Origin of the sequence: Streptomyces venezuelae ATCC 10712, assembly GCF_008639165.1 — a bacterium.
GTDB lineage: Bacteria > Actinomycetota > Actinomycetes > Streptomycetales > Streptomycetaceae > Streptomyces > Streptomyces venezuelae.
The window spans coordinates 2,044,356-2,068,615 of sequence record NZ_CP029197.1; the positions used below are offsets into that span (position 1 = coordinate 2,044,356).

Below are 24,260 nucleotides of genomic sequence, written 5' to 3' on the forward strand. Positions count from 1 at the left end.
GGACTCAGCGACTCCGGAGGCGGTCGCACGCCACGCGCGTGCGGCCGCCTCCGGCGTCGCCGCACGACAAGCGATGCCCCATATGATCGCTTTTCATGGGAGAGGTCCGCTTGTCCGCCGAAGCAGCGCCCCGGGGCAGCACGCCGCGGTCGCGGCGCAGTGCCGCGTTCGCCGTCTGGTACCTGCGCGTCGTCACGTTCATCAATTTCCTGAGTGCCGTCTGGGTCTCCTTCGGGCAGGACCTGCGCCGCCACAACGAGGACAACTACTTCACCCCGTACCTGCTCACGGCGGGCTTCGCCTCGGGGGTGTTCACGCTCTTCCTGGCGATCACCATGCGGCGCCGCAAACGGGCCGCGTGGATCCTCAACCTGGTGCTGAGCGGTCTCTTCCTGCTGCTCTTCGCGCTGGTGATGTTCTTCCCGGAGATCCGGCAGCACGCCCAGAACTGGATCTCGCTGGTCCTGACGGCCGCGTTCGTCCTGGCGCTGCTGCTGGGCCGCAAGGAGTTCTACGCGAAGGGCGACCGGTCCAATCCGTGGCTCGCGGCGGTCGTCGCCGTGGGCGGACTGCTCGTCACCTCGCTGCTCGCCGCCGTCCTGGTCACCGTCACCAACACCTCCACCGCCCCCTCGACGTTCCTCGAGCGCTGGCGGTACGGCGTGATGCGGCTGATCACGCTGGCCGCCGACGACTCGCGGTTCGCCGGGATCAGCACGCCCGGCTGGGTCGACGTCACCATCAACGTCCTGTCGACGCTGCTGCTCTTCGCGGTCCTCTTCGCCGCCTTCCGTTCCCGCCGGGCCACCGACCCGCTGACCGAGGGCGACGAGGAGAAGCTGCGGATCCTGCTCGACAAGTACGGCGACCGCGACTCGCTGGGCTACTTCGCGCTGCGCCGCGAGAAGAGCGTCGTGTGGTCGCCGAGCGAGAAGGCGGCCGTCACCTACCGGGTGGTGGGCGGGGTGTCGCTCGCCTCCGGCGACCCGATCGGCGACCCCGAGGCCTGGCCGGGGGCGATCGAGCCCTGGCTGGCCGAGGCCCGGGAGCACGGCTGGATCCCGGCCGTGATGGGCGCGAGCGAGGAGGCCGGGGTGATCTACGCCCGGCACGGTCTGGACGCCCTGGAGCTGGGCGACGAGGCGATCGTGGAGACCGACGAGTTCACCCTGGACGGGCGGGCCATGCGGACGGTCCGGCAGGCCTTCAACCGGGTCAAGCGGGCCGGGTACGAGGTCCGCATCCGGCGCCACGAGGACATCCCCGCCGAGGAGATGGCCGAGCTGCTGCGGAAGGCCGACGACTGGCGGGACGGCGCCACCGAGCGCGGCTTCTCGATGGCGCTCGGCCGGCTGGGGGACCCGCGGGACGGGCGGTGCGTGATGCTGGAGTGCAGGGACGGCGGCGACGGGGAAGGTGCGGGCGAGCTGCGGGCGGTGCTGTCGTTCGTGCCGTGGGGGCCGAAGGGGCTCTCGCTCGACCTGATGCGCCGGGACCGGGACTCCGAGAACGGCCTGATGGAGTTCATGGTCATCGAACTCCTCCAGCGCGCCAAGGAGATCGGGATCACTCAGGTCTCGCTGAACTTCGCCATGTTCCGGTCCGTCTTCGAACGTGGCTCGAAGCTCGGGGCGGGACCCGTGCTGCGCATGTGGCGTTCGCTGCTCAGTTTCTTCTCCCGCTGGTGGCAGATCGAGTCGCTGTACCGCGCCAACGCCAAGTACCGACCGATCTGGGAGCCCCGATTCATGCTCTTCGAGAAGAGTGCGGACCTGCTGCGCATCGGCCTCGCGGCCGGCCGCGCCGAGGGGTTCCTGGAGGCTCCGGGACTGCCGAAGTGGCTGCACCGCCGCCACCTGGAGAGCGGCCGTTGAGCCGGTCGCACGAGGAGTCCGCCGTCCGTCGCTTCGCCCGCCGCGAGTGGGGTCCGCTGTTCTTCACGGTCCGGACGGCGCTGGTGACCCGGCGCTGGCGGGCGGTGGCCATGACGCTCGGCGCCGTCTGTCTCACCGCTCTCTTCCAGCTGGTGCAGAACCAGGAATGGGGCTACCGGCCGGTCCAGAACATCGGTTCCGTACGGGCCGAGGACCCGCTGTGGCTCGCGCTGCTGCGGACCCCGCTCTCGCTGTTCGTGCCCGCGCTCGACCTGCCGGTGTGGGGCGCCCTCGCCCAGGTGCTGCTGGTGTTCGGGATCGCCGAGATCTGCGTCGGGCGGTGGCGCACGCTCGCCGTCGCCTATCTGGCCACCCTCTGCGGGACGCTGTACGCGCGGGTGGGCATCGCCCTCGGCCCGGACGGCCCGTTCGGGCTGCCCGCCTCCGACGCCCGGGTCGTCGACACCGGACCGTCGGCGGCGGTGGTGGGCCTCGCGGTGTACGTCTGCTGGCGGTACGGGGCCCGGTGGACCGGCGCGCTGGTGGTCCTGGCGATGGTGGTGGAGGTCGTCGTCAAGCCGAACCTGGCGGGCAAGGAGCACCTGGCGGCGATCGCCGGCGTCCTCGTCCTGATCGCGGTCCAGTCCTGGCGGGAGCGTGGTCAGGAGGGCGTGGAGTCCCGGCCGGGGACCCGCTCCTGGAAGCCGCCGATCCAGTCCTGAGCCACCCGCCGGATCTTCGTCCAGCGCTTGTCGTGGCGGTAGGTGCGGATCCGGGAGCGGGCCCGGGCCCGGTGACGGCGCCGGTAGAACCGGCGGGACCACCAGGAGCCGGGGCGGGCGAGCCGGACGGCGCCGACGATCGCCACGAACGGCACGAAGGCGCCGAAGACCGCCATCCGGAACTTCCCCTTCACCAGGCTGATCAGGATGAAGAGGAAGTTCACCACCAGGGTGAGGATGAAGGTGGCCCGGTCCTGGCGTTCCTCGGCGGTCATGTCGTCGACGCCGAGCGGTGAGAAGCCGCTGAGGGTGAGCCCGACGAGGGCGGCGGTGAGGACCACCACCTCGACGCTCTTGCGGCCCTCGTCGCTCCAGTACACGTCGTCGAGATGGAGGATCAGCGCGAACTCGTCGAGGACGAGCCCCGCGCCGATCCCGAAGACCACGGCGAAGACGGCCGCGCCGATCCCGTGCCGGTCGCTGCCGACGGCGCCGAATCCGCCGATGACGGTGAGGACCACACCGGGCACGACGTGATGGATGTGGAGGCCGCCGGAGGAGACGTTCCCGAACGGCCCCTTCCCCGCCCTGATGAGACGGACGATGGTCCTCGTGACCAGGAACGTCACGATGAACGAGGTCAGGGCGAGGAGCATCGGGAGCTTGCCCGGCTCGACGATGTTGCGGGAGAACCAGTGACCCATGCCACCCCGTTCCGATTTGAGCGGTATGCGCAATCTACCGTCCGGAGGCGGCGATTACCCTGCCCGGATGGACGGCCTGCGTTTCGCCTTCGGCACCCTCACCGTGTTCCCCGCCCGCATCACCCGCTGGGACCGGGACGCGGCGCGCGCCGGCATGCTCTGCGCCCCGCTGGCCGGCCTCGCCGTCGGCCTCTGCGCCGCGGCGCTCGGCGGCGCGTTCCTGGCGCTCGGCTCCGGCCCGCTGCTCGCGGCCGTCGTCACCACCGCCGTCCCCGCCGCCCTCACCCGGGGCCTCCACCTCGACGGCCTCGCCGACACGGCCGACGGCCTCGGCAGCGCCAAGCCCGCCGAGGACGCGCTGCGCATCATGAAGCAGTCGGACGTCGGCCCGTTCGGCGTCATCGTGCTGCTGCTCGTGCTGCTCGCCCAGGTCGCCGCCCTCTTCGCGCTGTACGAGGAGGGCTGGGCGCACGGCGCGGTCGCGGCCGTCCTCGCCGCGACCGTCGCCCGGCTCGCCCTCACCCACGCCTCCCGTCACGGCGTCCCCGCCGCCAGGCCCGAGGGCCTCGGCGCGATCGTCGCCGCGACGGTCCCGGTCCGCGCGGCCACGCTCGCGACCGGTGGCGTCCTGGTCCTGCTCGCCGCGACGGGCCTGCTGTTCTCGCCGTACGACGCGGTCCACAACGTGCTGGCGGCCGGCGCGGCCCTCGGGGCGGCGGCCCTGCTGCTGCGCCGCTGCGTACGGCGGTTGGGCGGGGTCACCGGGGACGTGTTCGGCGCGGTGGAGGAGACCGCGGCGACGGCGGGGCTGGTGGCGCTCGCCCTGGGGTGACCGGGCAGGGGCCCGTGGACGGGCCTCAGCAGGCCCGGCGCCAGACCCCCAGCTCGTACTTCTTCCGCATCGAGCTGAGGCCCAGCTCGCGCGCCTCCGGGCAGAACTCCTCGGTCTCCAGCTCGTACTCGACGTGGAAGACCGCCTTGCCCGCCTTCACGAACGGGACCAGCCGGCCGCACTCGTCGTACTCCGCGCACTGCTCGTTGACCGCGAAGTCGAAGTCGGCCAGCAGCTGCGGGATCTGGTCCAGGTCGTTCTTGAGGCCCACCGCGAGGCCCCGCTCGCGGGCCAGCCGGGCGATCAGACGGTTGTAGCGGAGCTGGTCGGCGGCGGTCAGGGGGAAGCCGGTGCGGTTGCGATAGCCGTCCATGTTGTCCGGCTCCACCGCGTCGAAGCCCTTGGCCCGGCACATGTCCAGGCGCTTCGCCATGAGGGGGGTGAGGACGTCGATCCGGCGGATGTCGAGCCAGCGCTCGCCCTCCCAGCCGTTGCCCTGGCCGAGTACCGACTTCGGGAACGCGCCGGCGTCCGGGCGGAAGTCCTCCCAGGCGCCGGTGGAGAGGTAGCAGATGACCTTGCGGCCCCTGCGGTGCAGGTCCGCGACCGTGGCGGCCGGATGGTCGAAGCCGTCGATGTCGTACACGGGCACGTCGACCGCCGGGTCGAGCCGGCCGCTGAGCTGCCACTGCCAGGCGAGGCCCGGCTTCGGCCGCCACCGCTCGCCGGACGGCCTCGGATCCGGGCCCGGGCCGGGGTCCTGACTCGTCGTACAGGCCGTGGCGAGCAGCAGCAGGACCGCGAACAGCGGAAGGACTCGTCTCATCGGGCGGGCTCCAGGAGGTGCGGAAGGGTGCCCCAGGGGTGGGCGCCGGTGCCCGGGACGGCGCAGTGCACCGGCGTGACCGGGCGGACGCCGGGCGGGGCCGCGTACACGAGGTGGCAGTAGTGGGCGGCGACCGGCAGGTCGAGCGTCCGGTACGTGTCCCAGGGGCCCTCGAAGGTGACGAGGAGGTCGGCGAACTCCTCGTAGCCCGGGTCCGGGTGGGCACCGTGGTTGAGCACCAGCGTCCCCGCCCCGGCCGCCCTCGCCGCGACCGCGATCCGGCGGTAGTGGGCGAGGGCGGCGGGCGCGGTCGCCACCTGGTCGAGGAAGGCGCCGTCGGTGCCGTACCAGTCGCGGTGGCGGAGCAGATCGGTGACGACCTCGGCGTGCGGCCGGCGCCCGTAGGCGGTGTCCGCGTACCCGAGGAGCGGTACGCCGGCCGCCCGCAGCCGGCCGGCCACCGCGGCGAACGCCGGATCGGGGGCCTCGCCCGCGCCGCTCGCCGGGTTGACGACGACGCCGTACAGGGAGGGCGCCGCCTCGACCAGTGCCGACCAGGCCTCGGGGCGGTCGGCCGGGTGCTCGTAGAACGGCACCAGGAGGAAACGATTCACGGGCCGGATCCCCTAGACGCGGTGGGCGGTCGGTCGTACCAGCAGGACACAGGTGAGGACGGCGAGCACGGCCGCCGCTCCGCCGGCCGCCACCGGACCCGCCGCGGGCTCGACCGTCTCGGCCGCCGCCGCCAGCAGGCACACGGCGGCGGCGCTGAGCACCGCCCCGAAGGCCTGGAGCAGCAGGCCCAGCCAGAGCACCGTGCCGATCAGGAGCAGGGTGACGAGCCGGGCGGGCTCCGGCAGCGGCGCTCCCGGCCAGGCGAGGGTCGCGGCGAGGGTGAGGGCGACGAGCACGGTGAGGTAGCCGCCGAGGCAGAGCACCAGGGTGCCGGTGACCGCGCGGCGGAACTCACGGGCGGTGGTGAGGGTCCGCAGCCGGCTCAGGCTCTCGCCCCGGAAGCGGTGCAGCAGCCACTCGGCGGGCCCCATGGACAGCGTGAGCGCCACGACCGCCCCGGCGCCGCTGACCAGGGTGTCGCCCACGCCCGCCTGGAGCACCAGCAGACCGCTGCCGAGACCGAACAGTCCGTACGGGAGGGACGCCGCGCGCGGTGGGCCGCCGCGTCCCGCCGCGCCGCGCCGGACGCCCGGCCGCAGGACGGCCACGGCGAAGGCGACGCTCGCGGTGAGCGCGGTGAGCAGCAGCGCGGCGCGCACCGGGTCGGGCAGGTCCCAGCGGAAGGCGGGGACGGCTCCGGCGAGCGGCGACAGGGCGCAGAGCAGGGCCCGTTCGCGGCCGAGGACCAGGAGCACGGTCGCGGCGGCGAGGTAGAGGGACTGCCCGGCGGCGAACAGCGCCGCCGGGGTCTCGCCGGGCGCCGCCGTGGCGAGGGCGACGGCGGTGCCGGCGAGGGCGCCCGCCGGGGCGCCGACGAGCAGGGCGCGGGCGGCGGCGCGCCGGTCGCCGAGGCCGAGCCAGGTGTAGGCGCGGTGGGACAGGGCCTGGTTCCACACCCAGCCGGTGACGGCGCCGGCGAGCAGCGGAACCGTTCCGCCGGGGAGCCCGAACCGGCCGGGTTCGCCGGCGAGCAGGGGCGCCGCGAGCACGTACGCGAGGCCGGGCAGCGCGAAGACGAGCCCGCGCAGGAGACAGCCGGCGAGCCCGGCGTGCCAGGCGTCGCCGGGTGGGGCGGCGGGGGCGGGGTGGCGCCGCTCCACGCGCGCGTAGAGGTCCTCGGCGAGGGTGAAGGAGTCGGCCCGGCCGTAGGTGAGCCGGATGTGGTCGTCGGTCATGCCGTCGGACTCGAGGATCGCGGCGATCTCGTCGGGGTGCACAGCGACGGCGGCGAACCCGTCGAGCCGCTCGGCGAGTTCGTCGATGGGGTCGGTGGCGAGGGCGCCGCCGGTGTCGCCGGTGGGGGTGCCGTCCGTGGCGGTTTCCCCGGTGCCGCCGACGGGGCCGGTGTCGCCGGTGGAGGGCCGTGGGGTGGCGGCGGTGGCCGCCGGTCCCGGCGCGTTCTCCCTTCTCGGTCGCGGGATCAGCGGCAGCTGGGCCGGGAGGGGGGTCGTCGGGGGTTTCAGCCAGAGGGAGCCGCTCATGCCGGGGTGCCTCCTGTGACGAGGGGCGCGGAGGTACGGCGCGGGGCGGGGATGCGCAGCCGCAGCTGCGCGGGGGTGACGGCCGGCGCGGGACGCGGCGGGCGGTCGTCGGCCAGTTCGCGGTAGATCCGGCGGAAGCCGTCCACCGAGCGGTTCAGGGTGAAGCGGTCGATCACCCGCTGCCGGGCCTGGCGGCCGAGTTCGGCGCGGCGGGCCCCGTCGCGGAGGAGGGCGGTGACGGCGGCGGCCATGACGGCCGGTTCGCGGGGCGGGACGACGAGCCCGGCGTCGCCGACGGCCTCCCGTACCCCGCCGACGTCCGTGGAGACGGTGGCGCGGCCGCAGGACATGGCCTCGATGAGGGAGAAGGGGAAGCCCTCGCTGATGGAGGAGAGCATCACCACGCTGCCGGCCGCGTAGGCGCTGGGCACGTCCGAGACGCGGCCCTCGAAGGTGATCCCGTCGGTGACGCCGAGTTCGGCGGCGAGCTTCTCAAGACGGGTCAGGTAGTCCTCGTTCCCGGCCGGGACGGGTCCGAACAACCGGAGCCGCAGCGCGGGGAGTTCGGCGCGGCAGATCGCGTACGCCCGGATCAGGGTTTCCAGGTCCTTGATGGGGTCGACCCGCCCGCACCAGCTGAGGGTGGGGGTCTCGGGTTCGGGTCCGGCCTCCGGGAAGAGGGCCGGGTCGACGCCGTTGTAGACGGTGCGGATGCGGTCGGCGGGGGCGCCGCCGCGCTCCTCCCAGCGCCGGTTGTACTGGTTGCACGGGGTGATGAGGTCGGCCTTGCGGTAGCCGAGGGTGTTGAGCTCGCGGTAGAAGCCGAGCATGAGGGCCTTGACGGGCCAGCGTTGCGCCTCGGTGCGGTAGCCGAGGTAGCGCTCGCGGAGGTAGATGCCGTGTTCGGTGAGCAGGAAGGGCACTCCTTCGAAGTGCTGTGCGGCGAGCGCCGGGAGGGTGGCGAGGCCGCTGGAGACGGCGTGCGCGACGCCGTCGGTGGATATCCGGGCGGCGAGCGGCCGCAGGGCGTGTTCCAGCAGGTCGGTGGCGGTGAGCGCGTCGTGGACGGTGGGCCGGGCCGCGAGCGTCGGCAGGTGCGGCATGGTCCAGATCCACATCAGGGAGCGCAGGGCGGCCTCGGAGCGCAGGGCGGCGGTGAGCCGGCCCTGCCGGGCGAGGGCGGCGAGCTCGTACAGGCTGGTGCCGAAGTCGTAGCCCGCGTCCGGGTCGAGGAGGGCGAGCAGCAGGCGCTCGTAGGTGTCGAGGAAGTGGCGGCGGGCGCGCCCCCGCAGGGGCCGGCGCGCTCCGGCGAACAGGCCGGGGGCGGCCGGCCCCTGCGGGAGTCCCCAGAGGGGGTACGCGGTGTGCCGGGTGATGTTGGGCGGCAGCTCCCAGGTGACGGGTTCGCGGCCGCTGCCGGTGAGGGCGAGGATCTCGAAGTCGACCTCCGGCATGCCACGGACGAGCTGGTCGCACCAGGTGCTGACGCCGCCGTGGACATGCGGGTAGGTGCCTTCGGTGAGCATGGTGACGTGACGGCCACTGCTCGGCATGTGCGGTTCCCCCCAGAACGTGCTGGTCAGGCGGTCGGGAGCGTGAGTGTGACGCTGGTCTGGAGCAGCTCGGGCGAGGTCCAGGCGGAGCGGGTCCCGGCGTACGGCGTGCCGAAGGCGGTGGTGCCGAGGAGGAGCCGCTTGCGGGTGCCCTCGGGCGCGGTGACGGGTGCGGTGACGCCCGCGGGGGCCTTGACGGTGACCGCGGTGCCGATGCGGTAGGCGGTGACCTGTCCGGCGGCCAGCGCCTGGTCCCAGGCGGTGCGGCGGCTCAGTTCGGTGCCGACGTCCTTCTGGGCCGGGTTCACCAGGGGCGCGCTCGGCGCGAACAGGCCCCGGTAGTCGGCCAGTACGCGGTCGAGGACGGGGTAGAGGAGGCGTTCCTCGGCGAGGTTGGACTGGTGCACGTAGTGCGGCCGGGGGTCGTTGCCGAGGACGTGGGAGAGGGCGGTGCGGGCCTCCTGCGGCACGATGTGGTCGGCGTAGCCGGTGGAGGTGGGCAGCGGGGCGGGCAGACAGGTGGAGGCCGGGTTGGACTCGCAGATGCCGCTGCCGCCGTCGGCGCGGGAGGTGTAGATCCAGTTGTACTCGTCGGTCATCTCGGCTGCGGTGCCGACGTTGTAGTACACGTTCATGGGGTGGCGCGGGACGGTCCTGGCCGCGCCGACCGACCGCTGCTGGGGCTCGCGGGAGTTGTCGCTGCCGGTCCACTTGACGCCGTTGTCGGCGAGGGCGCCGGCGAGGTTCGGATTGTCGGCGGGCTGCTGGGGCAGGGTCTTCAGGCCGGAGTGCTCGCCGGTGACGAGTTCGGTGCGGTCGACGGAGATGCCCTTGCGGACGGCCCAGTTGTGGTTGTCGCGGATCTGGGCGGAGAGCTCGGCGCGGCTGACCCAGAGGGTCTTGCCGGTGGCGTCCTGGGCGCACTGCCAAGGGACGACGGCGTTGTTCTGGACGCAGCCGAGGAAGGGGTGGGTGTACGTGTGGTTGATCCACCGGTACTGGGCGCGGTCGGCGACGAGCCGGTCGGTGAGCGCGTCGGCGCCGCCGTGCTCGGTCTTCCACTGCTCTCCCTGGCCGCCGTTGTAGACCATGTCGAGGGTGAAGCCGGCGGACTTCTGCCAGGCGGCGGCGTACTGGGCGTCGGCGACGGTCATCCGGATCGGATTGGCGCCCTCCCCGTCGTCGCCGACGCAGTCGAAGTCGCCGGGGGTGCAGTTGAGGCCGGTGTCCCAGCGGGCGTCGGGGGCGAAGACGTCGTCGACGTGGACGGAGAGGTAGTTGCGGCTCTGGCCGAGGTGGACGCCCTGGGTGAGCCATTCGACGATGCCGCGGGCCAGGGCCCGGAACTGCCGCTGGTACTGGTTGTAGGCGAAGGTGACGACCAGTTCGCGGCGTCCGTCGGCGGTGTACTCGCCGACCAGGCTGGCCCGGGTGCCGCCCTGGACGGGGATGTCGAGGTAGCTGGTGTAGCCGGCCCGGGGGCGGCCCGCGTAGCCGTAGCTCTCGGCGATCGAGGGGTCGTTGTCCTCGAAGGTGAGCGCTCCGGCGAGGTACTGGAAGGGGCCGGCCTTCCCGGCGGCGGTGACGCCGGCGGTGGTCCCGTCGAGGACGCCGGACCAGCCGCCCTCGTTGGTGTAGTCGAGGCCGACGCCGGGGTGCGACCAGGTGTAGGCGTCGACCTGCGGGATGCCGAAGGTCCGTTCGTACGCCTGGAGGGCGGTGTGCTCGGCCGAGTCGGGCCCGAAGGCGCTCTCGTGGGGCAGGACGACGCCCTGGTACTTGGCGCGGGGCCGTCCGTCGACCGTGTCGCTGAGGAAGGCGGGGTCGAGCACCGGCCGGTCGGGGTCGTTCAGGTCGATCCGGCGGTACGGGACGCCGGAGCCCTTCAGTTCGGCGGTGATGGCCCCGACCGCGCTGCCGCCGTCGTCGACGACGAGGACGGTGAGGTCGATCCGGGGCACGGGGGCCGCGAGGGCCTGCGCGGACGGCACGACGGTGGCGAGCAGCGCGGCGGCGGCGAGGGCCGCGACCCGCGCGCCGCGGGGTGCGGTGCGGGCGCCGGGGCGGCCGCGGTGAGCGGTTCTGGGCGTACGGATTCGGCCGGAGTCCATCAGGTGGTGTCCCCCCTCGGCAGGCCCCCTCCGCGCCGGGGGCCGGGGCGGGGGACCTGTGGAGATGATGCAGATGATGCGAAGACGAGCGGGTCGTCCTCGCGTGGCTGAGGCGAGTGTGAAACGGGCGCTCCGAGCCTGGAAGGTAAACATGAAAGAGACACCACGGATGAGTGAATCAGCGCCGCCGTGAGCGAAGCGGGTGAGCGAGCGTAGGCTCGTTCTCGGCGCTCACCGGGCCGAAATACGATGCGGCGGGCACGGTCGGCCCATCCCTCGACCGCCACAGAACTCAATGGAAGCGAGATTTCACCACCGTGACTGCTCTCACTCTCAGCACTGCCGGCGCGGCGACGCTCCGCGCCGACGCCCTCGTCGTCGGCGTCGCCAAGTCCGGGAAGACGCTCGTCGTCGCCCCGGGTGCCGAAGCCGTCGACAAGGCCTTCGACGGCCGGCTCGCCGCCGTCCTGGAGACCCTGGGCGCCTCGGGTGCCGAGGGTGAGGCGACCAAGCTGCCCGCCCCCGCCGGTCTCAAGGCCCCCGTCGTCCTGGCCGTCGGCCTCGGCTCGGCCCCCGAGGACGGCGACTCCTACGCCGCCGAGACGCTGCGCCGGGCCGCCGGCACCGCGGCCCGCACCCTGACCGGCTCGAAGAAGGCCGCGTTCGCGCTGCCCGTCGCCGCCGCCGAGGACGTCGCCGCGATCGCGGAGGGCGCCCTGCTTGGGGCGTACGCGTACACGGCGTACCAGGAGAACGGCAAGGACGCGAAGAAGCCCCTCGCCGAGGTGGCCGTGCTCGGTGCCAAGCCGCGCGACAAGGCCCACAAGGCCGCCGCCGAGCGCGCCCAGGCCGTGGCCGAGGAGATCAACCGCGCCCGCGACCTGATCAACATGCCGCCGAACGACCTCTACCCCGCGACCTTCGCCGCCGCCGTCACGGCCGCCGGCAAGGAGCACGGCCTCAAGGTCCAGGTGCTCGACGAGAAGGCGCTGGAGAAGGGCGGCTACGGCGGCATCCTCGGCGTCGGCCAGGGCGCCGCCCGCGGCCCGCGCCTCGTCCGCGTCGCCTACACCCACCCGAAGGCGGAGAAGACCCTCGCCCTGGTCGGCAAGGGCATCACCTACGACTCGGGCGGCATCTCCCTGAAGCCGGCCGGCCACAACGAGACGATGAAGTGCGACATGAGCGGCGCCGCCGCCGTGTTCTCCACCGTCGTCGCCGCGGCCCGCCTCGGCCTCGAGGTCAACGTCACCGGCTGGCTCGCGCTCGCCGAGAACATGCCGTCCGGCAACGCCACCCGCCCGGGTGACGTGCTGCGCATGTACAGCGGCAAGACCGTCGAGGTCCTCAACACCGACGCCGAGGGCCGGCTCGTCCTCGCCGACGCGCTGACCAAGGCCTCCGAGGAGCACCCGGACGCGATCGTCGACGTCGCGACCCTGACCGGTGCGATGGTCCTGGCGCTGGGCAACCGCACCTTCGGCATCATGGCCAACGACGACGAGTTCCGCTCGGCGATCCACGAGATCGCGGAGGAGGTCGGCGAGGCGTCCTGGCCGATGCCGCTCCCCGCCGACCTGCGCAAGGGCATGGACTCCCCCACCGCCGACATCGCCAACATGGGTGAGCGGATGGGCGGCGGCCTGGTCGCCGGTCTCTTCCTCCAGGAGTTCGTGGGCGAGGGCATCACCTGGGCCCACCTGGACATCGCGGGCCCGGCCTTCCACGAGGGCGCCCCGTACGGCTACACCCCGAAGGGCGGCACCGGCTCCTCGGTGCGCACCCTGGTGAAGCTGGCCGAGCGCACGGCGGCCGGCGAGCTCTGAGCAGCCGCGTGACGGCGACGGCCCCGGGCTTCGTGCCCGGGGCCGTCGCCGTTCGCCGTGCGGGACCGCCGCCGCCGCCGTCGCGGTGCGGGACCGCCGTGGCCGTCCCCGGGCGGGATCGCCGTCGCCGTTCGCCCGCGACGAAATCCGTACGTTCGTACACCCCGATCGGGCGTGCGTACGGGCGATCGGCCGGTCTCACACACCGGCCCCGCGTCCCGCCTTCCGTCAACAAGTGCGAAGATGGGTTCTCGGCAGGACAGGGCCCCCACCACAGGGCCGAAAATAATGCGGCCGGACACCAGCCGCCGCCCGGTCATCGACGACCGGCGACGAGCGCACATGCATGGAGGACGTGACGTGGCGAACGACGCCAGCACCGTTTTCGACCTAGTGATCCTCGGCGGCGGTAGCGGCGGTTACGCCGCGGCGCTGCGCGGAGCGCAGCTGGGCCTGGACGTCGCACTGATCGAGAAGAACAAGCTCGGCGGCACCTGCCTGCACAACGGCTGCATCCCGACGAAGGCCCTGCTCCACGCCGGCGAGGTCGCCGACCAGACCCGCGAGGCGGAGCAGTTCGGTGTCAGGGCCTCCTTCGAGGGCATCGACATCAAGGCCGTGCACAAGTACAAGGACGACGTGATCTCGGGCCTGTACAAGGGTCTGCAGGGCCTCGTCGCCTCCCGCAAGGTGACCTACATCGAGGGCACCGGGCACCTCTCCTCCCCGACCTCCGTCGACGTCGACGGGCGCCGCGTCGAGGGCCGCCACATCCTGCTGGCCACCGGTTCCGTGCCGAAGTCCCTGCCCGGCCTGGAGATCGACGGCAACCGGATCATCACCTCGGACCACGCGCTGACCCTGGACCGGGTCCCGGAGTCCGCGATCATCCTCGGCGGCGGTGTCATCGGCGTCGAGTTCGCCTCCGCGTGGAAGTCCTTCGGCACCGACGTCACGGTGATCGAGGGCATGAAGCACCTCGTCCCGGTCGAGGACGAGAACAGCTCGAAGCTTCTTGAGCGCGCGTTCCGCAAGCGCGGCATCAAGTTCAACCTCGGCACCTTCTTCCAGTCGGCCGAGTACACCGACAACGGCGTCAAGGTCACCCTGGCCGACGGCAAGACCTTCGAGGCCGAGGTCCTCCTGGTCGCCATCGGCCGCGGCCCGGTCTCCGCCGGTCTCGGTTACGAGCAGCAGGGCGTCGCGATGGACCGCGGCTACGTCCTGGTCGACGAGTACATGCGTACCAACGTGCCGACGATCTCGGCCGTGGGCGACCTCGTCCCGACGCTCCAGCTCGCGCACGTCGGCTTCGCCGAGGGCATCCTCGTCGCGGAGCGCCTGGCCGGCCTGAAGACCGTCCCGATCGACTACGACGGCGTGCCCCGGGTGACGTACTGCCACCCCGAGGTCGCCTCCGTCGGCATCACCGAGGCCAAGGCCAAGGAGATCTACGGCGCGGACAAGGTCGTGGCCCTGAAGTACAACCTCGCGGGCAACGGCAAGAGCAAGATCCTCAAGACCGCGGGCGAGATCAAGCTCGTCCAGGTCAAGGACGGTGCCGTGGTCGGCGTCCACATGGTCGGTGACCGCATGGGCGAGCAGGTCGGCGAAGCGCAGCTGATCTACAACTGGGAGGCGCTGCCGGCCGAGGTCGCGCAGCTCATCCACGCCCACCCGACGCAGAACGAGGCGCTCGGCGAGGCCCACCTGGCCCTGGCCGGCAAGCCTCTGCACTCCCACGACTGACGCTCACGTCATCACAGGGCGCGACGACCACTTCCCGCAATTCGTTAGGAGCAACTGAAACCATGTCGGTTTCCGTAACCCTGCCGGCGCTCGGCGAGAGCGTCACCGAGGGCACCGTCACCCGCTGGCTCAAGGCCGAGGGTGAGCGTGTCGAGGCCGACGAGCCGCTGCTCGAGGTCTCGACCGACAAGGTCGACACCGAGATCCCCGCCCCCGCCTCGGGCATCCTGGCCTCCATCAAGGTCGCCGAGGACGAGACGGTCGAGGTCGGCGCCGAGCTGGCCATCATCGACGACGGCTCCGGCGCTCCCGCCGCGGCCCCCGCCCCGGCCGCCGAGGCCGCGCCGGCTCCGGCCGCCGCCCCGGCGCCGCAGGCCGCCCCGTCCACCGAGGTCCAGGAGCCGGCTCCGGCCCCGACGGCCGAGGCGGCCGCCGGCGGCGGTTCCGCCGAGGGCACCGACGTCGTGCTGCCGGCGCTCGGCGAGTCCGTCACCGAGGGCACCGTGACCCGCTGGCTGAAGTCGGTCGGCGAGACCGTCGAGGCCGACGAGCCGCTGCTCGAGGTCTCCACGGACAAGGTCGACACCGAGATCCCCGCCCCGGCCTCCGGCGTTCTCCTGGAGATCGTCGTCGCCGAGGACGAGACCGCCGAGGTCGGCGCCAAGCTCGCCGTCATCGGTGCCGCGGGTGCCGCTCCGGCGGCCGCCCCGGCCGCGGCTCCGGCCGCCCCCGCCGCCGCTCCGGCTCCGGCCGCTCCGGCCCCGGCCGCCGCTGCTCCGGCCCCGGCCGCCCCGGCCGCTCCGGCTCCGGCCCCCGCGCCGGCCGCCCCCGCCGCTCCGGCGCCGGCCGCGCAGGCCCCGTCGATCGCCCCGGCGGTCGTCACCCCGGTTCCGGCGGCCCCCGCGGCCCCGGCCGCGCCCGCGGAGGACGGCGCGTACGTGACCCCGCTGGTCCGCAAGCTCGCCACCGAGAACGGTGTCGACCTGGCGGCCGTCAAGGGCTCCGGCGTCGGTGGCCGGATCCGCAAGCAGGACGTCCTCGCGGCCGCCGAGGCCAAGAAGACCGCCGCCGCCCCGGCCGCGGCCGCTCCGGCCGCCGCCGCCAAGGCTCCGGCCCTGGAGGTCTCCCCGCTGCGCGGTCAGACCGTCAAGATGACCCGCATGCGCAAGGTCATCGGCGACAACATGATGAAGGCGCTGCACGGCCAGGCCCAGCTGACCTCGGTCGTCGAGGTCGACATCACCAAGCTGATGAAGCTGCGCGCCCGCGCGAAGGACGCCTTCGCCGCCCGTGAGGGCGTCAAGCTGTCCCCGATGCCGTTCTTCGTGAAGGCGGCGGCCCAGGCGCTGAAGGCCCACCCGGTCATCAACGCCCGGATCAACGAGGACGAGGGCACGATCACCTACTTCGACACCGAGAACATCGGTATCGCGGTGGACTCCGAGAAGGGTCTGATGACCCCGGTCATCAAGGGTGCGGGCGACCTCAACATCGCCGGCATCTCGAAGAAGACCGCGGAGCTGGCCGGCGCCGTGCGCGCCAGCAAGATCACGCCGGACGACCTCGCCGGTGCGACCTTCACCATCTCCAACACCGGTTCGCGCGGCGCGCTCTTCGACACGATCATCGTGCCGCCGAACCAGGTCGCCATCCTGGGCATCGGCGCCACCGTGCGCCGTCCGGTCGTCATCAACCACCCGGACCTGGGTGAGACGATCGCGATCCGCGACATGACGTACGTCGCGCTGTCCTACGACCACCGTCTGGTGGACGGCGCCGACGCCGCCCGCTACCTGACCTCGGTCAAGGCGATCCTGGAGGCCGGCGAGTTCGAGGTCGACCTCGGCCTGTAAGGCACGTGCCGAAAGGCAGGGTCGGAGGCAACGTAACGAGCCTCACCTGCGGCGCCCCCGTCCGGAAGTGTTTCCGGACGGGGGCGCCGCCGTATTGTCTTTAGAGTCAACACTCCCCGAGGAGCCGCTTCATGACCGTCCCCGTCGTCCACTCGCTGCGCGAGCAGATCCGCGAGCACATCGTGGAGGGGATCGTCAGCGGCCGCTGGAAGCCGGGCGAGCGGATCGTGGAGCGCCGGATCGCGACCGAGCTGGAGGTCTCCCAGACCCCGGTGCGCGAGGCGCTGCGGGAGCTGGAGTCGCTGCGGCTGATCGAGTCGGCGCCGAACAAGGGCGTCCGGGTCCGCAATCTGACCGCCGCCGACCTGGAGGAGAGCTACCCCGTACGGGCCGGTCTCGAGCAGATCGCGGCCGAGCTGGCGGCGGGGCGGCTCGCCTCGGACTGCTCGACCCTGGAACCGCACGTGGCGGCGCTGTACGAGGCGGACGCGGCCTCCGACGGCACGGCGCAGGTGCGGCACACGGTGGCGTTCCACCGGGAGCTGGTGAAGGCCGCGGGGAACGCGGTGCTGCTGCACACCTGGGAGACGCTCGGCATCGAGGTCTTCACGGCCCTGTCGATCCGCTGGCTCGGCACGGTCCAGAAGTCGTACGCGGAGGAGCACCAGGAGCTGGTGGAGGCCTTCCGGCGGGGCGACCCGAACATCGGCGCCCTGGTGAAGGCGCATGTGCTGGGGTGCGCGCCGCGCGCCTGACCTCTTTTCTCGTCACGGACAGTGAGCGGGTCCACCCTCGGGTGGGCCCGCTCATTCGTGCGGGCAGGGTCTCAGAAACCCTTCCTCACCTGCGAAAACAAGGCACCGGGTGCCCTGTTTCGCGGCACCCTGTGCCGACTTTCTCGATCTGAAGAGGTTTTCCCCTTCAACCCTTTGATCGATCATCGATCGCCGGTTTACAGTCTTCGGCGGGCCGCTACCCGGCCCTTCGCCCTGTCCTGCCAGACAAGGCACCCCTTCTCCACCCCCACCTGTCCGGAAGGCGGCGATCATGACCGATCCCGTAGGCAAGATTCCGAGCGAGCTCGACCAGCTCCCGGACCGTGACACCGAGGAGACCGCCGAGTGGGCGGCCTCCCTGGACGCCGTCACCAAGGCCGCCGGCCCCCACCGGGCCGCCTACCTGATGCGCCGCACGCTCCAGCACGCCGAGGGCGCGGGCCTGGCCCTCCCCAAGCTGCTGGAGACGGACTACGTCAACACCATCCCGACCTCCGCCGAGCCGACGGGCGCCGCTTTCGACGGCGACGAGGACATGGAGCGCCGGATCACCGCCTGGAACCGCTGGAACGCGGCCGCGATGGTCACCCGCGGCTCGAAGTACGGCGTCGGCGGCCACATCGCCACCTTCGCGTCGGCCGCCTGGCTGTACGAGACCGGCTTCAACCACTTCTTCAAGGGCAAGGAAGCCGACGGTTCCGGCGACCAGCTCTACATCCAGGGCCACGCCGCGCCCGGCATCTACGCCCGCGCGTTCCTGGACGGGCGCCTCAACGAGGCCCACCTCGACAACTTCCGGCAGGAGTCCGGCGGCAACGGCCTGCCCTCCTACCCGCACCCGCGCCGCCTCCCCTGGCTGTGGGAGTTCCCCACCGTCTCCATGGGTCTCGGCCCGCTCTCCGCGATCTACCAGGCGCGCTTCAACCGCTACCTGACCAACCGCGGCATCAAGGACGTCTCCGCCTCGCACGTGTGGGCGTTCCTCGGTGACGGCGAGATGGACGAGCCCGAGTCGACCGCGGCCCTCGCACTGGCCGCCCGCGAAGGCCTGGACAACCTGACCTTCGTCATCAACTGCAACCTGCAGCGCCTCGACGGCCCGGTCCGCGCCAACTTCAAGATCGTGCAGGAGCTGGAGGCCCAGTTCCGCGGCGCCGGCTGGAACGTCGTGAAGTCGCTGTGGGGCAACGCCTGGGACGAGCTGTTCGCGCTCGACACCACCGGCGCCCTCGTCCGCCGCCTCCGCGAGGTCCCGGACGCGCAGGTCCAGACGTACCAGACCCGCGACGCCGCCTACATCCGCGAGGACTTCTTCGGCAAGGACCCGGCGCTCGTCGCGATGGCGCAGCTGCTGTCCGACGACAAGATCCTGGAGTGCTTCCACCTCTCGCGCGGTGGCCACGAGCCGCGCAAGGTGTACGCCGCGTACAAGGCCGCCGTCGAGTTCAAGGGCGCGCCGACGGTCATCCTCGCGCAGACCGTCAAGGGCTTCACCCTCGGTGAGGGCTTCGCGTCGAAGAACGCGAACCACCAGATGAAGAAGCTCTCGAACGACGAGTTCAAGAACATGCGTGACCTTCTCGAACTGCCCATCTCGGACGCGCAGTTCGCCGACGGCCAGGTGCCCTACGGCCACCCCGGCGCCGACTCCCCCGAGGTCCGCTACCTCCAGGAGCGCCGCGCGGCGCTCGGCGGCCCGGCCCCGGCCCGCCGCACCCACGCGATCGCCCCGCTGCCGGCCCCGGCCGAGAAGGCCTTCACCGCCTTCGACAAGGGCTCCGGCTCGCAGTCGATGGCCACGACGATGGCGTTCGTCCGCCTGGTCAAGGACCTGATCCGCGACAAGGAGACCGGCAAGCGCTGGGTCCCGATCGTCCCGGACGAGGCCCGCACCTTCGGCATGGAGTCGCTGTTCCCGTCGCTCGGCATCTACTCGCCGAAGGGCCAGACGTACGAGCCGGTCGACCGCGACCAGCTGATGTACTACAAGGAGGCCGTCAACGGCCAGATCCTCAACGAGGGGATCACCGAGGCCGGTTCGATGGCCGACTTCATCGCCGCGTCCACCGCGTACTCCACGCACGGCGAAGCGATGATCCCGTTCTACATCTTCTACTCGATGTTCGGCTGGCAGCGGACCGCCGACCAGATGTGGCAGCTCGGCGACCAGCTCGGCCGCGGCTTCCTCGTCGGCGCCACCGCGGGCCGTACGACCCTGACCGGTGAGGGCCTCCAGCACGCCGACGGCCACTCGCCGGTGATCGCGGCGACCAACCCGGCCGCCCTGACGTACGACCCGGCGTTCGCCTACGAGGTCGCGGCCATCGTCAAGGAGGGTCTGCGCCGGATGTACGGCGAGGCCGCCGAGGGCGAGGACCAGAACGTCTTCTACTACCTGACGGTCTACAACGAGCCGATGCCCCAGCCCGCCAAGCCGGCCGGCATCGACGAGGGCATCGTCAAGGGCCTGTACCGCTTCAACACGGCGGAGTCCGCGGGTCTCGACCTGCCGGCCAACGCCGCGCGCATCCAGCTGCTCTCCTCCGGCACCGCCATCCACTGGGCCCTGGAGGCGCAGAAGCTGCTCGCCGCCGAGTGGGGCGTGGGCGCCGACGTGTGGTCCGCGACCTCCTGGACGGAGCTGCGGCGCGACGCGCTGGAGGCCGACGCGGCGCTGCTGCGCGGCGAGGAGCAGGTGCCGTACATCCGCCGGGCCCTGGAGGGCGTCGAGTCCCCGGTCCTCGCGGTCTCCGACTACATGCGCCAGGTCCCGGACCAGATCGCGCAGTGGGTCGAGCAGGACTGGTCCTCGCTCGGTGCCGACGGCTTCGGCCTCTCGGACACGCGTGACGCGGCCCGCCGCCACTTCGGTGTCGACGCCCAGTCGATCGTCGTCGCGGCCCTCGCGCAGCTCGCCCGCCGCGGCGAGGTCCCGGCCTCGGCCGTGAAGGAGGCGCGCGAGCGCTACGGCCTGTAGTCCGGCCTGTCGGTGCGGGCGCGCATGATGGGTTCATGCGCGCCGCCCGTCTGATCAAGCTGGTCCTCCTCCTCCAGTCCCGTCCCTCGATGACGGCGGCCGAACTCGCGGCCGAGCTGGAGGTGTCGGAGCGGACCATCACCCGTGATGCCCTCGCCCTCTCGGAGGCGGGGGTTCCGGTGTATGCGGACCGGGGCAGGGGCGGCGGGTACCGGCTCGTCGGCGGCTACCGGACCCGGCTCACCGGCCTCGCGCGCGGCGAGGCCGAGGCGTTGTTCCTGTCCGGACTGCCGGGCGCGCTGCGGGACATGGGCCTGGAGGACGCGGCATCGGCGGCCCGCCTGAAGGTGTCCGCCGCGCTGCTGCCGTCGCTGCGCGACGCCCCCGACTCGGTGGCCCGGCGCTTCCTGCTCGACGCGCCGGGCTGGTACCAGGAGCCGGAGACGCCGGAGGCGCTGCCGCCGATCGCGGAGGCCGTCTGGGACGACCGTACGATCTCCGCCCGCTACCGCCGGGGCGACCGCGAGGTGGAGCGCGAGCTCGACCCGTACGGCCTCGTCCTGAAGGCGGGCGTCTGGTACCTGTGCGCCCGCTCCGGCAGCGCCTTCCGTACCTACCGGGTCGACCGCTTCACCGCCGTCGCCCTCGGCGTGGCGCGCTTCGAGCGGGACGCGGCCTTCGACCTGTCCGCCTTCTGGGCCGAGCGCGCGGCCGAGTTCGCCCGCTCGATCCTGCGGGCCGAGGTCGTCGTACGGCTCACGGAGGCGGGCGCGCGCCGGCTGCCGTACGTGACGGACCGCGCGGCCGCCGAGGAGTCGCTCGCGGCCGCGGTCCCCGAGGGGCCGCTGCTCCGGGTGGTCCTGCCGGTGGAGAGCGAGGACGTCGCGTACTCCCAGCTGCTCACCCTCGGCGCGGAGGCCGAGGTGCTGGCCCCCGCCTCCCTGCGCGCCCGGTTCCGGGACGCCGCCCGGGCCATGACGTCGCTGTACGGCTGACCGGCTGCCCGGACCCGGCCCGGTGTGGCGGTCACCGGTAGTCGTTCACGTCCGGCTTGCCCGTCTCGCCCGCGAGGATGAAGCCCCAGGCGTCGGGCTGTGAGCCGTCCGCGTCGGTGAAGCCGTACTCCCGGGCGAGCCCGCCGCTGTCGAGCGACCGGCCGTTCCAGCGGTGGCGGTCCGCGTCGGCGGCGAGGGCCGCCACCGCCCTGCCCACGTACGCCGGGGACTCGGCGACCGCGAAGTCGGGGATCTTCGCGACGGCGTCGCGCCAGTTCTCCTCGGTGACGCCGAAGCCTTCCAGCATCTGCTCGGAGCGGAGCCAGCCGGGGCTGACGCAGACCGCGGTGCCGCCGTACTCCGCGAGTTCCTTGCCGAGGCCGAACGCCATCCGGATCGGGGCGTTCTTGGCGAGGTCGTAGAAGAGGTTCTCGCGGAAGCGGGTGCCGTTGTACGCGGAGGTGCCGTCGGTGATCTCGACGACCAGGGCGCCCGGGTGCCGGATGAGCAGCGGGAGCGCCGTGTGCGAGGTGATGGCGTGGGTCTTCACGCCCAGTTCGAGCATCCGCAGGCCGCCGGCGAGGTCGTTCTCCCAGGTCTTCTTCCCGAAGGAGAGGAGGTGCTCGCCGCCCCACACGTCGTTCACGAGGACGTCGAGCCGCCCGTGCTCGCGGTCGATCCGCTCGACCAGCGCCTTCACCTGCTCGACGTCCAGGTGGTCGGTGGGGACGGCGATGCCTTCGCCGCCGGCGGCCGTCACCAGTTCGGCGGTCTCCTCGATGGTCTCGGTGGCCCGGCCGACCTCGCTGAGCTTCGCGCGGGTGGTCCGTCCGGTGACGTACACCGTGGCGCCCGCCGCGCCGAGCTGGACGGCGATGCCCCGTCCGGCGCCCCGGGTGGCCCCGGCGACCAGGCAGATCCGTCCGCGCAGGCTGTTCGTGTCCTTCTTCTCCGTCGTCATGCGCACCAGCGTGACAGGGAAATCAGACATCTTCTGTCTGGTTTCATTTCGGGCTTTCCGGGTGCGTCGCACCCCCCGAACCAGGATGCTGGTCCCGTGATGGACGAGACGGAGTTCTGGGAGATCATCGACGCCAGCCGCGAGGAAGCCGAGGGCGACCCCGAGGAACAGGCCGACCTGCTCGTGGAGCGGCTGACCCGGCTGGACCCCGACTCCGTGCTCGACTACGCCCGCCATTTCGAGGCCCGCTACAACCGCGCGTACCTCTGGGATCTGTGGGGCGCGGCGGCCGTGCTGTTCGACGGGGCGGGCGAGGAGACCTTCGACTCGTTCCGCTGCTGGCTCATCGGCCAGGGCCGGGAGGTCTACGAGGGCGCGGTGCACGATCCGGACGCGCTCGCGGAGCTGCTCGGCGACTTCGACGTGGAGATCGACGGGGACGGTGAGGAGATCGGCTTCGCGGCCGACGAGGCGTACGAGCAGCTGACCGGCGCCGAGACCCCGGACCTGGGCATTCCGATGCCGGGCGGGGAGCCGCTGGGCGCCCCCTTCGACCTGGACGACGAGAAGGTGCTCGCGGCCCGTTTCCCCCGGCTGTGGGAGCGGTTCGGGACGGGGTGACGGGGCCGGGGTGACGGGCCCGGGAGTACGCCCGCGACGACGGGCCCGTCGTGACGGGGCGGCGCGGCCGCGGGCCCGGGGCGCGGACGGAGGGATCCGCGCCCCGGGTGGCTCAGCGGGACCGGCGCCGTGCGGCGGTCGTCAGAAGTGCGTGCCGCCGTCGACGCGGACCTCGGTGCCGGTGATGAACTTCCCGTCCTCGGACGCCAGCATCGCGACGACCCCGGCGACGGTCTCGGGGCCCGCGAAGCCCTGGCCGAGGGCGGGGGCGAGCTTCGCGAAGAGGGACCAGTCGGTGTCCTCGGGGAGGCCGGGGCCGACGCTCTGGCGGCTGGCGCCGGTGCCGTCCGTCATGCCGGAGGAGATGGAGCCGGGCTGGACGGCGGTGAAGCGGATGCCCTGCTTGGCGTACTCGGCGGCGAGCGCGTGGGTCATGGACTGGATGCCGCCCTTGCTGGCCGCGTACGCCGCCATGTAGGGGTGCGCGAACATCGCGGAGGTGGACGAGAAGTTCACGACGGCGGAGCCGTTGCCTTCGAGGAGGGCGGGTATCGCCTCGCGGATCACCAGGAACGTGCCGGTGAGGTTGATCCGCACGACCTGCTCGAAGGAGTCGAGGCTCGTCTCGTGGGTGTGCGAGGAGCGCAGGACGCCGGCCGCGTTGACCAGGACGTCCAGGCCGCCGAGCGCCTCGACGGCGGCGGCGACGCCGGCGCGCACGGAGGCCTCGTCCGCGACGTCCAGGACGACGGTGGTGAGGCGGTCGGCGGCGTCGCCCGCCTTGGCGACGGTGTCCTTGAGGCCGTCCTCGCTGATGTCGGCGGCGACGACCCGGCCGCCCTCGGCGAGCACCCGCAGGACGGTGGCCTGGCCGATGCCGGAGCCGCCGCCGGTGATGAGCGCGCGGCGTCCTGCGTATCGGGTCAGCTGGTTCATGGCGGCAACCTCTCGAAGTCAAGGTTCCGGAGGGCTCTCCGGTGGAACCATGCCACCGTACGCCCAAGTGGCACGTTTTGCCATAGCTGCACGATGTGCACCCTCGGCAGTCGCGGGCGTACGCTTCGTACGGTGAGCACCAAGCCCGAGGGCGCCACGCCCCCCACCCGGACGCTGACGGAGCGCCGCAAGGCCGCCACCCAGCTGGACATCGCGCGCGCCGCCGCCGAGCTCTTCACCGAGCGCGGCCCCGACGGCACCACGGCCGAGGACATCGCCCTGCGGGCCGGGGTCGCGCTGCGCACCTTCTACCGGTACTTCCGCTCCAAGCAGGACGCCGTGGCCCCGCTCCTGGCGGGCGGCGGCGACCGCTGGCGCGAACTGCTCGCCGCGACGGAACCCGGCGCGGGGCTCCCCGCGGCCCTCGAACGCTCGATCGCCGCCTCCCTGACCCCCGCGGACGCGGCGGCGGAGGAAGGGCTGCGCTGGACGCGCGGTTTGCTGCGCGCGGCCACCGAGGACCCCGCCCTGCGCGCCGTCTGGTACCGGGTCAACCAGGAGTCGGAGGAGCGGCTGCGCGAGGTCGTCGCCGGACTCGCCGGCCCGGACGCCGACCCCCTGGAGGTGCGCCTCGCGGCCGCGGCGGCCACGGACGCCATCCGGATCGCCCTGGAGAGCTGGGCCGAGACGGACGCCCCGGCCGGCGGCGACGGCGCCCCGGCGGAACTCGCGGTCCGCTGCCTGCGCGAACTGATGGGCGGGATGCGGCTCCTGAACCCCTAGGGCCT

General features: G+C 72.7%; 19 protein-coding genes. 11 read left to right on the forward strand and 8 right to left on the reverse strand.

Annotation, left to right across the window (positions count from 1 at the left end; all coding sequences use genetic code 11):
• Window positions 1-95 precede the first annotated feature (95 nt).
• Both DEJ43_RS09070 and DEJ43_RS37755 read left to right on the forward strand, forming a co-directional pair.
• A complete protein-coding gene (locus tag DEJ43_RS09070) occupies window positions 96-1,874 on the forward strand; it encodes a phosphatidylglycerol lysyltransferase domain-containing protein (protein WP_015033037.1) in 1,779 nt (592 codons plus the stop codon).
• Window positions 1,871-2,596, forward strand: a complete 726-nt coding sequence (locus DEJ43_RS37755; protein ID WP_015033038.1) for a hypothetical protein — start codon at window positions 1,871-1,873, stop codon at window positions 2,594-2,596. Before DEJ43_RS09070 ends, DEJ43_RS37755 begins: the two co-directional genes overlap by 4 nt.
• Here DEJ43_RS37755 and DEJ43_RS09080 read toward each other — a convergent pair.
• Window positions 2,536-3,300: a hypothetical protein gene (locus tag DEJ43_RS09080; RefSeq protein WP_015033039.1), complete on the reverse strand. Its 765-nt coding sequence runs from the start codon at window positions 3,298-3,300 to the stop codon at window positions 2,536-2,538. The two genes, DEJ43_RS37755 and DEJ43_RS09080, sit on opposite strands and share 61 nt — an antisense overlap.
• A gap of 25 nt (window positions 3,301-3,325) precedes the next feature.
• On the opposite strand from DEJ43_RS09080, the gene DEJ43_RS09085 reads away from it, so the two are divergent.
• Window positions 3,326-4,132 (forward strand): adenosylcobinamide-GDP ribazoletransferase, encoded by an 807-nt coding sequence (locus tag DEJ43_RS09085; RefSeq protein WP_015033040.1) that lies wholly within the window; start codon window positions 3,326-3,328, stop codon window positions 4,130-4,132.
• 25 nt (window positions 4,133-4,157) lie between these two features.
• Here DEJ43_RS09085 and DEJ43_RS09090 read toward each other — a convergent pair whose 3' ends face one another.
• The 5 genes from DEJ43_RS09090 to DEJ43_RS09110 are packed head-to-tail and all read right to left on the reverse strand — an operon-like array spanning window position 4,158 to window position 10,778.
• On the reverse strand, window positions 4,158-4,958 hold the full coding sequence (locus DEJ43_RS09090) for an endo alpha-1,4 polygalactosaminidase (protein WP_015033041.1): 801 nt from the start codon (window positions 4,956-4,958) through the stop codon (window positions 4,158-4,160).
• Window positions 4,955-5,572 carry a spherulation-specific family 4 protein gene (locus tag DEJ43_RS09095; protein ID WP_015033042.1) on the reverse strand — a complete coding sequence of 206 codons (618 nt, stop codon included), beginning with the start codon at window positions 5,570-5,572 and terminating at the stop codon, window positions 4,955-4,957. Before DEJ43_RS09095 ends, DEJ43_RS09090 begins: the two co-directional genes overlap by 4 nt.
• A gap of 12 nt (window positions 5,573-5,584) precedes the next feature.
• Window positions 5,585-7,114 carry a hypothetical protein gene (locus DEJ43_RS09100; RefSeq protein WP_015033043.1) on the reverse strand — a complete coding sequence of 510 codons (1,530 nt, stop codon included), beginning with the start codon at window positions 7,112-7,114 and terminating at the stop codon, window positions 5,585-5,587.
• Window positions 7,111-8,667 (reverse strand): GT4 family glycosyltransferase PelF, encoded by a 1,557-nt coding sequence (gene pelF, locus DEJ43_RS09105; protein WP_015033044.1) that lies wholly within the window; start codon window positions 8,665-8,667, stop codon window positions 7,111-7,113. Before pelF ends, DEJ43_RS09100 begins: the two co-directional genes overlap by 4 nt.
• A 26-nt stretch (window positions 8,668-8,693) precedes the next feature.
• On the reverse strand, window positions 8,694-10,778 hold the full coding sequence (locus DEJ43_RS09110) for a hypothetical protein (RefSeq protein WP_015033045.1): 2,085 nt from the start codon (window positions 10,776-10,778) through the stop codon (window positions 8,694-8,696).
• Window positions 10,779-11,095: 317 nt separating this feature from the next.
• On the opposite strand from DEJ43_RS09110, the gene DEJ43_RS09115 reads away from it, so the two are divergent.
• From DEJ43_RS09115 to DEJ43_RS09140, 6 genes are all read left to right on the forward strand, one after another.
• On the forward strand, window positions 11,096-12,604 hold the full coding sequence (locus DEJ43_RS09115; protein WP_015033046.1) for a leucyl aminopeptidase: 1,509 nt from the start codon (window positions 11,096-11,098) through the stop codon (window positions 12,602-12,604).
• A gap of 360 nt (window positions 12,605-12,964) precedes the next feature.
• Window positions 12,965-14,353: a dihydrolipoyl dehydrogenase gene (gene lpdA / locus DEJ43_RS09120; protein WP_041662298.1), complete on the forward strand. Its 1,389-nt coding sequence runs from the start codon at window positions 12,965-12,967 to the stop codon at window positions 14,351-14,353.
• A gap of 62 nt (window positions 14,354-14,415) precedes the next feature.
• Window positions 14,416-16,206 carry a 2-oxoglutarate dehydrogenase, E2 component, dihydrolipoamide succinyltransferase gene (sucB, locus tag DEJ43_RS09125; RefSeq protein ID WP_015033048.1) on the forward strand — a complete coding sequence of 597 codons (1,791 nt, stop codon included), beginning with the start codon at window positions 14,416-14,418 and terminating at the stop codon, window positions 16,204-16,206.
• Between the two features lie 131 nt (window positions 16,207-16,337).
• Complete coding sequence (locus tag DEJ43_RS09130; RefSeq protein WP_015033049.1) at window positions 16,338-16,961, forward strand: GntR family transcriptional regulator; 624 nt, start codon at window positions 16,338-16,340, stop codon at window positions 16,959-16,961.
• Between the two features lie 292 nt (window positions 16,962-17,253).
• Window positions 17,254-19,959: a pyruvate dehydrogenase (acetyl-transferring), homodimeric type gene (gene aceE / locus DEJ43_RS09135; RefSeq protein ID WP_015033050.1), complete on the forward strand. Its 2,706-nt coding sequence runs from the start codon at window positions 17,254-17,256 to the stop codon at window positions 19,957-19,959.
• 35 nt (window positions 19,960-19,994) lie between these two features.
• On the forward strand, window positions 19,995-20,954 hold the full coding sequence (locus DEJ43_RS09140; protein WP_015033051.1) for a helix-turn-helix transcriptional regulator: 960 nt from the start codon (window positions 19,995-19,997) through the stop codon (window positions 20,952-20,954).
• A 31-nt stretch (window positions 20,955-20,985) separates the two neighbouring features.
• Here DEJ43_RS09140 and DEJ43_RS09145 read toward each other — a convergent pair whose 3' ends face one another.
• Entirely contained in the window at window positions 20,986-21,915 is a 930-nt protein-coding gene (locus DEJ43_RS09145) for an SDR family oxidoreductase (RefSeq protein ID WP_041662300.1), read from the reverse strand.
• Between the two features lie 99 nt (window positions 21,916-22,014).
• On the opposite strand from DEJ43_RS09145, the gene DEJ43_RS09150 reads away from it, so the two are divergent.
• Window positions 22,015-22,536: a DUF4240 domain-containing protein gene (locus DEJ43_RS09150; protein ID WP_015033053.1), complete on the forward strand. Its 522-nt coding sequence runs from the start codon at window positions 22,015-22,017 to the stop codon at window positions 22,534-22,536.
• A gap of 141 nt (window positions 22,537-22,677) precedes the next feature.
• Here DEJ43_RS09150 and DEJ43_RS09155 read toward each other — a convergent pair whose 3' ends face one another.
• Window positions 22,678-23,472 (reverse strand): SDR family NAD(P)-dependent oxidoreductase, encoded by a 795-nt coding sequence (locus tag DEJ43_RS09155; RefSeq protein WP_015033054.1) that lies wholly within the window; start codon window positions 23,470-23,472, stop codon window positions 22,678-22,680.
• A 132-nt stretch (window positions 23,473-23,604) separates the two neighbouring features.
• Here DEJ43_RS09155 and DEJ43_RS09160 point away from each other — a divergent pair, with 132 nt between their 5' ends.
• Complete coding sequence (locus DEJ43_RS09160) at window positions 23,605-24,255, forward strand: TetR/AcrR family transcriptional regulator (protein ID WP_041662301.1); 651 nt, start codon at window positions 23,605-23,607, stop codon at window positions 24,253-24,255.
• Window positions 24,256-24,260 lie beyond the last annotated feature (5 nt).

Bases quoted from the DNA above. Each gene is read 5' to 3' on its own strand.
- DEJ43_RS09070 (WP_015033037.1), top strand. From the start codon at position 96: ATGGGAGAGGTCCGCTTGTCCGCCGAAGCAGCGCCCCGGGGCAGCACG.
- DEJ43_RS09080 (WP_015033039.1), bottom strand. From the start codon at position 3,300: ATGGGTCACTGGTTCTCCCGCAACATCGTCGAGCCGGGCAAGCTCCCG.
- DEJ43_RS09085 (WP_015033040.1), top strand. From the start codon at position 3,326: ATGCGCAATCTACCGTCCGGAGGCGGCGATTACCCTGCCCGGATGGAC.
- DEJ43_RS09090 (WP_015033041.1), bottom strand. From the start codon at position 4,958: ATGAGACGAGTCCTTCCGCTGTTCGCGGTCCTGCTGCTGCTCGCCACG.
- DEJ43_RS09100 (WP_015033043.1), bottom strand. From the start codon at position 7,114: ATGAGCGGCTCCCTCTGGCTGAAACCCCCGACGACCCCCCTCCCGGCC.
- pelF (WP_015033044.1), bottom strand. From the start codon at position 8,667: ATGCCGAGCAGTGGCCGTCACGTCACCATGCTCACCGAAGGCACCTAC.
- DEJ43_RS09110 (WP_015033045.1), bottom strand. From the start codon at position 10,778: ATGGACTCCGGCCGAATCCGTACGCCCAGAACCGCTCACCGCGGCCGC.
- sucB (WP_015033048.1), top strand. From the start codon at position 14,416: ATGTCGGTTTCCGTAACCCTGCCGGCGCTCGGCGAGAGCGTCACCGAG.
- DEJ43_RS09130 (WP_015033049.1), top strand. From the start codon at position 16,338: ATGACCGTCCCCGTCGTCCACTCGCTGCGCGAGCAGATCCGCGAGCAC.
- aceE (WP_015033050.1), top strand. From the start codon at position 17,254: ATGACCGATCCCGTAGGCAAGATTCCGAGCGAGCTCGACCAGCTCCCG.
- DEJ43_RS09140 (WP_015033051.1), top strand. From the start codon at position 19,995: ATGCGCGCCGCCCGTCTGATCAAGCTGGTCCTCCTCCTCCAGTCCCGT.
- DEJ43_RS09145 (WP_041662300.1), bottom strand. From the start codon at position 21,915: ATGACGACGGAGAAGAAGGACACGAACAGCCTGCGCGGACGGATCTGC.
- DEJ43_RS09150 (WP_015033053.1), top strand. From the start codon at position 22,015: ATGGACGAGACGGAGTTCTGGGAGATCATCGACGCCAGCCGCGAGGAA.
- DEJ43_RS09155 (WP_015033054.1), bottom strand. From the start codon at position 23,472: ATGAACCAGCTGACCCGATACGCAGGACGCCGCGCGCTCATCACCGGC.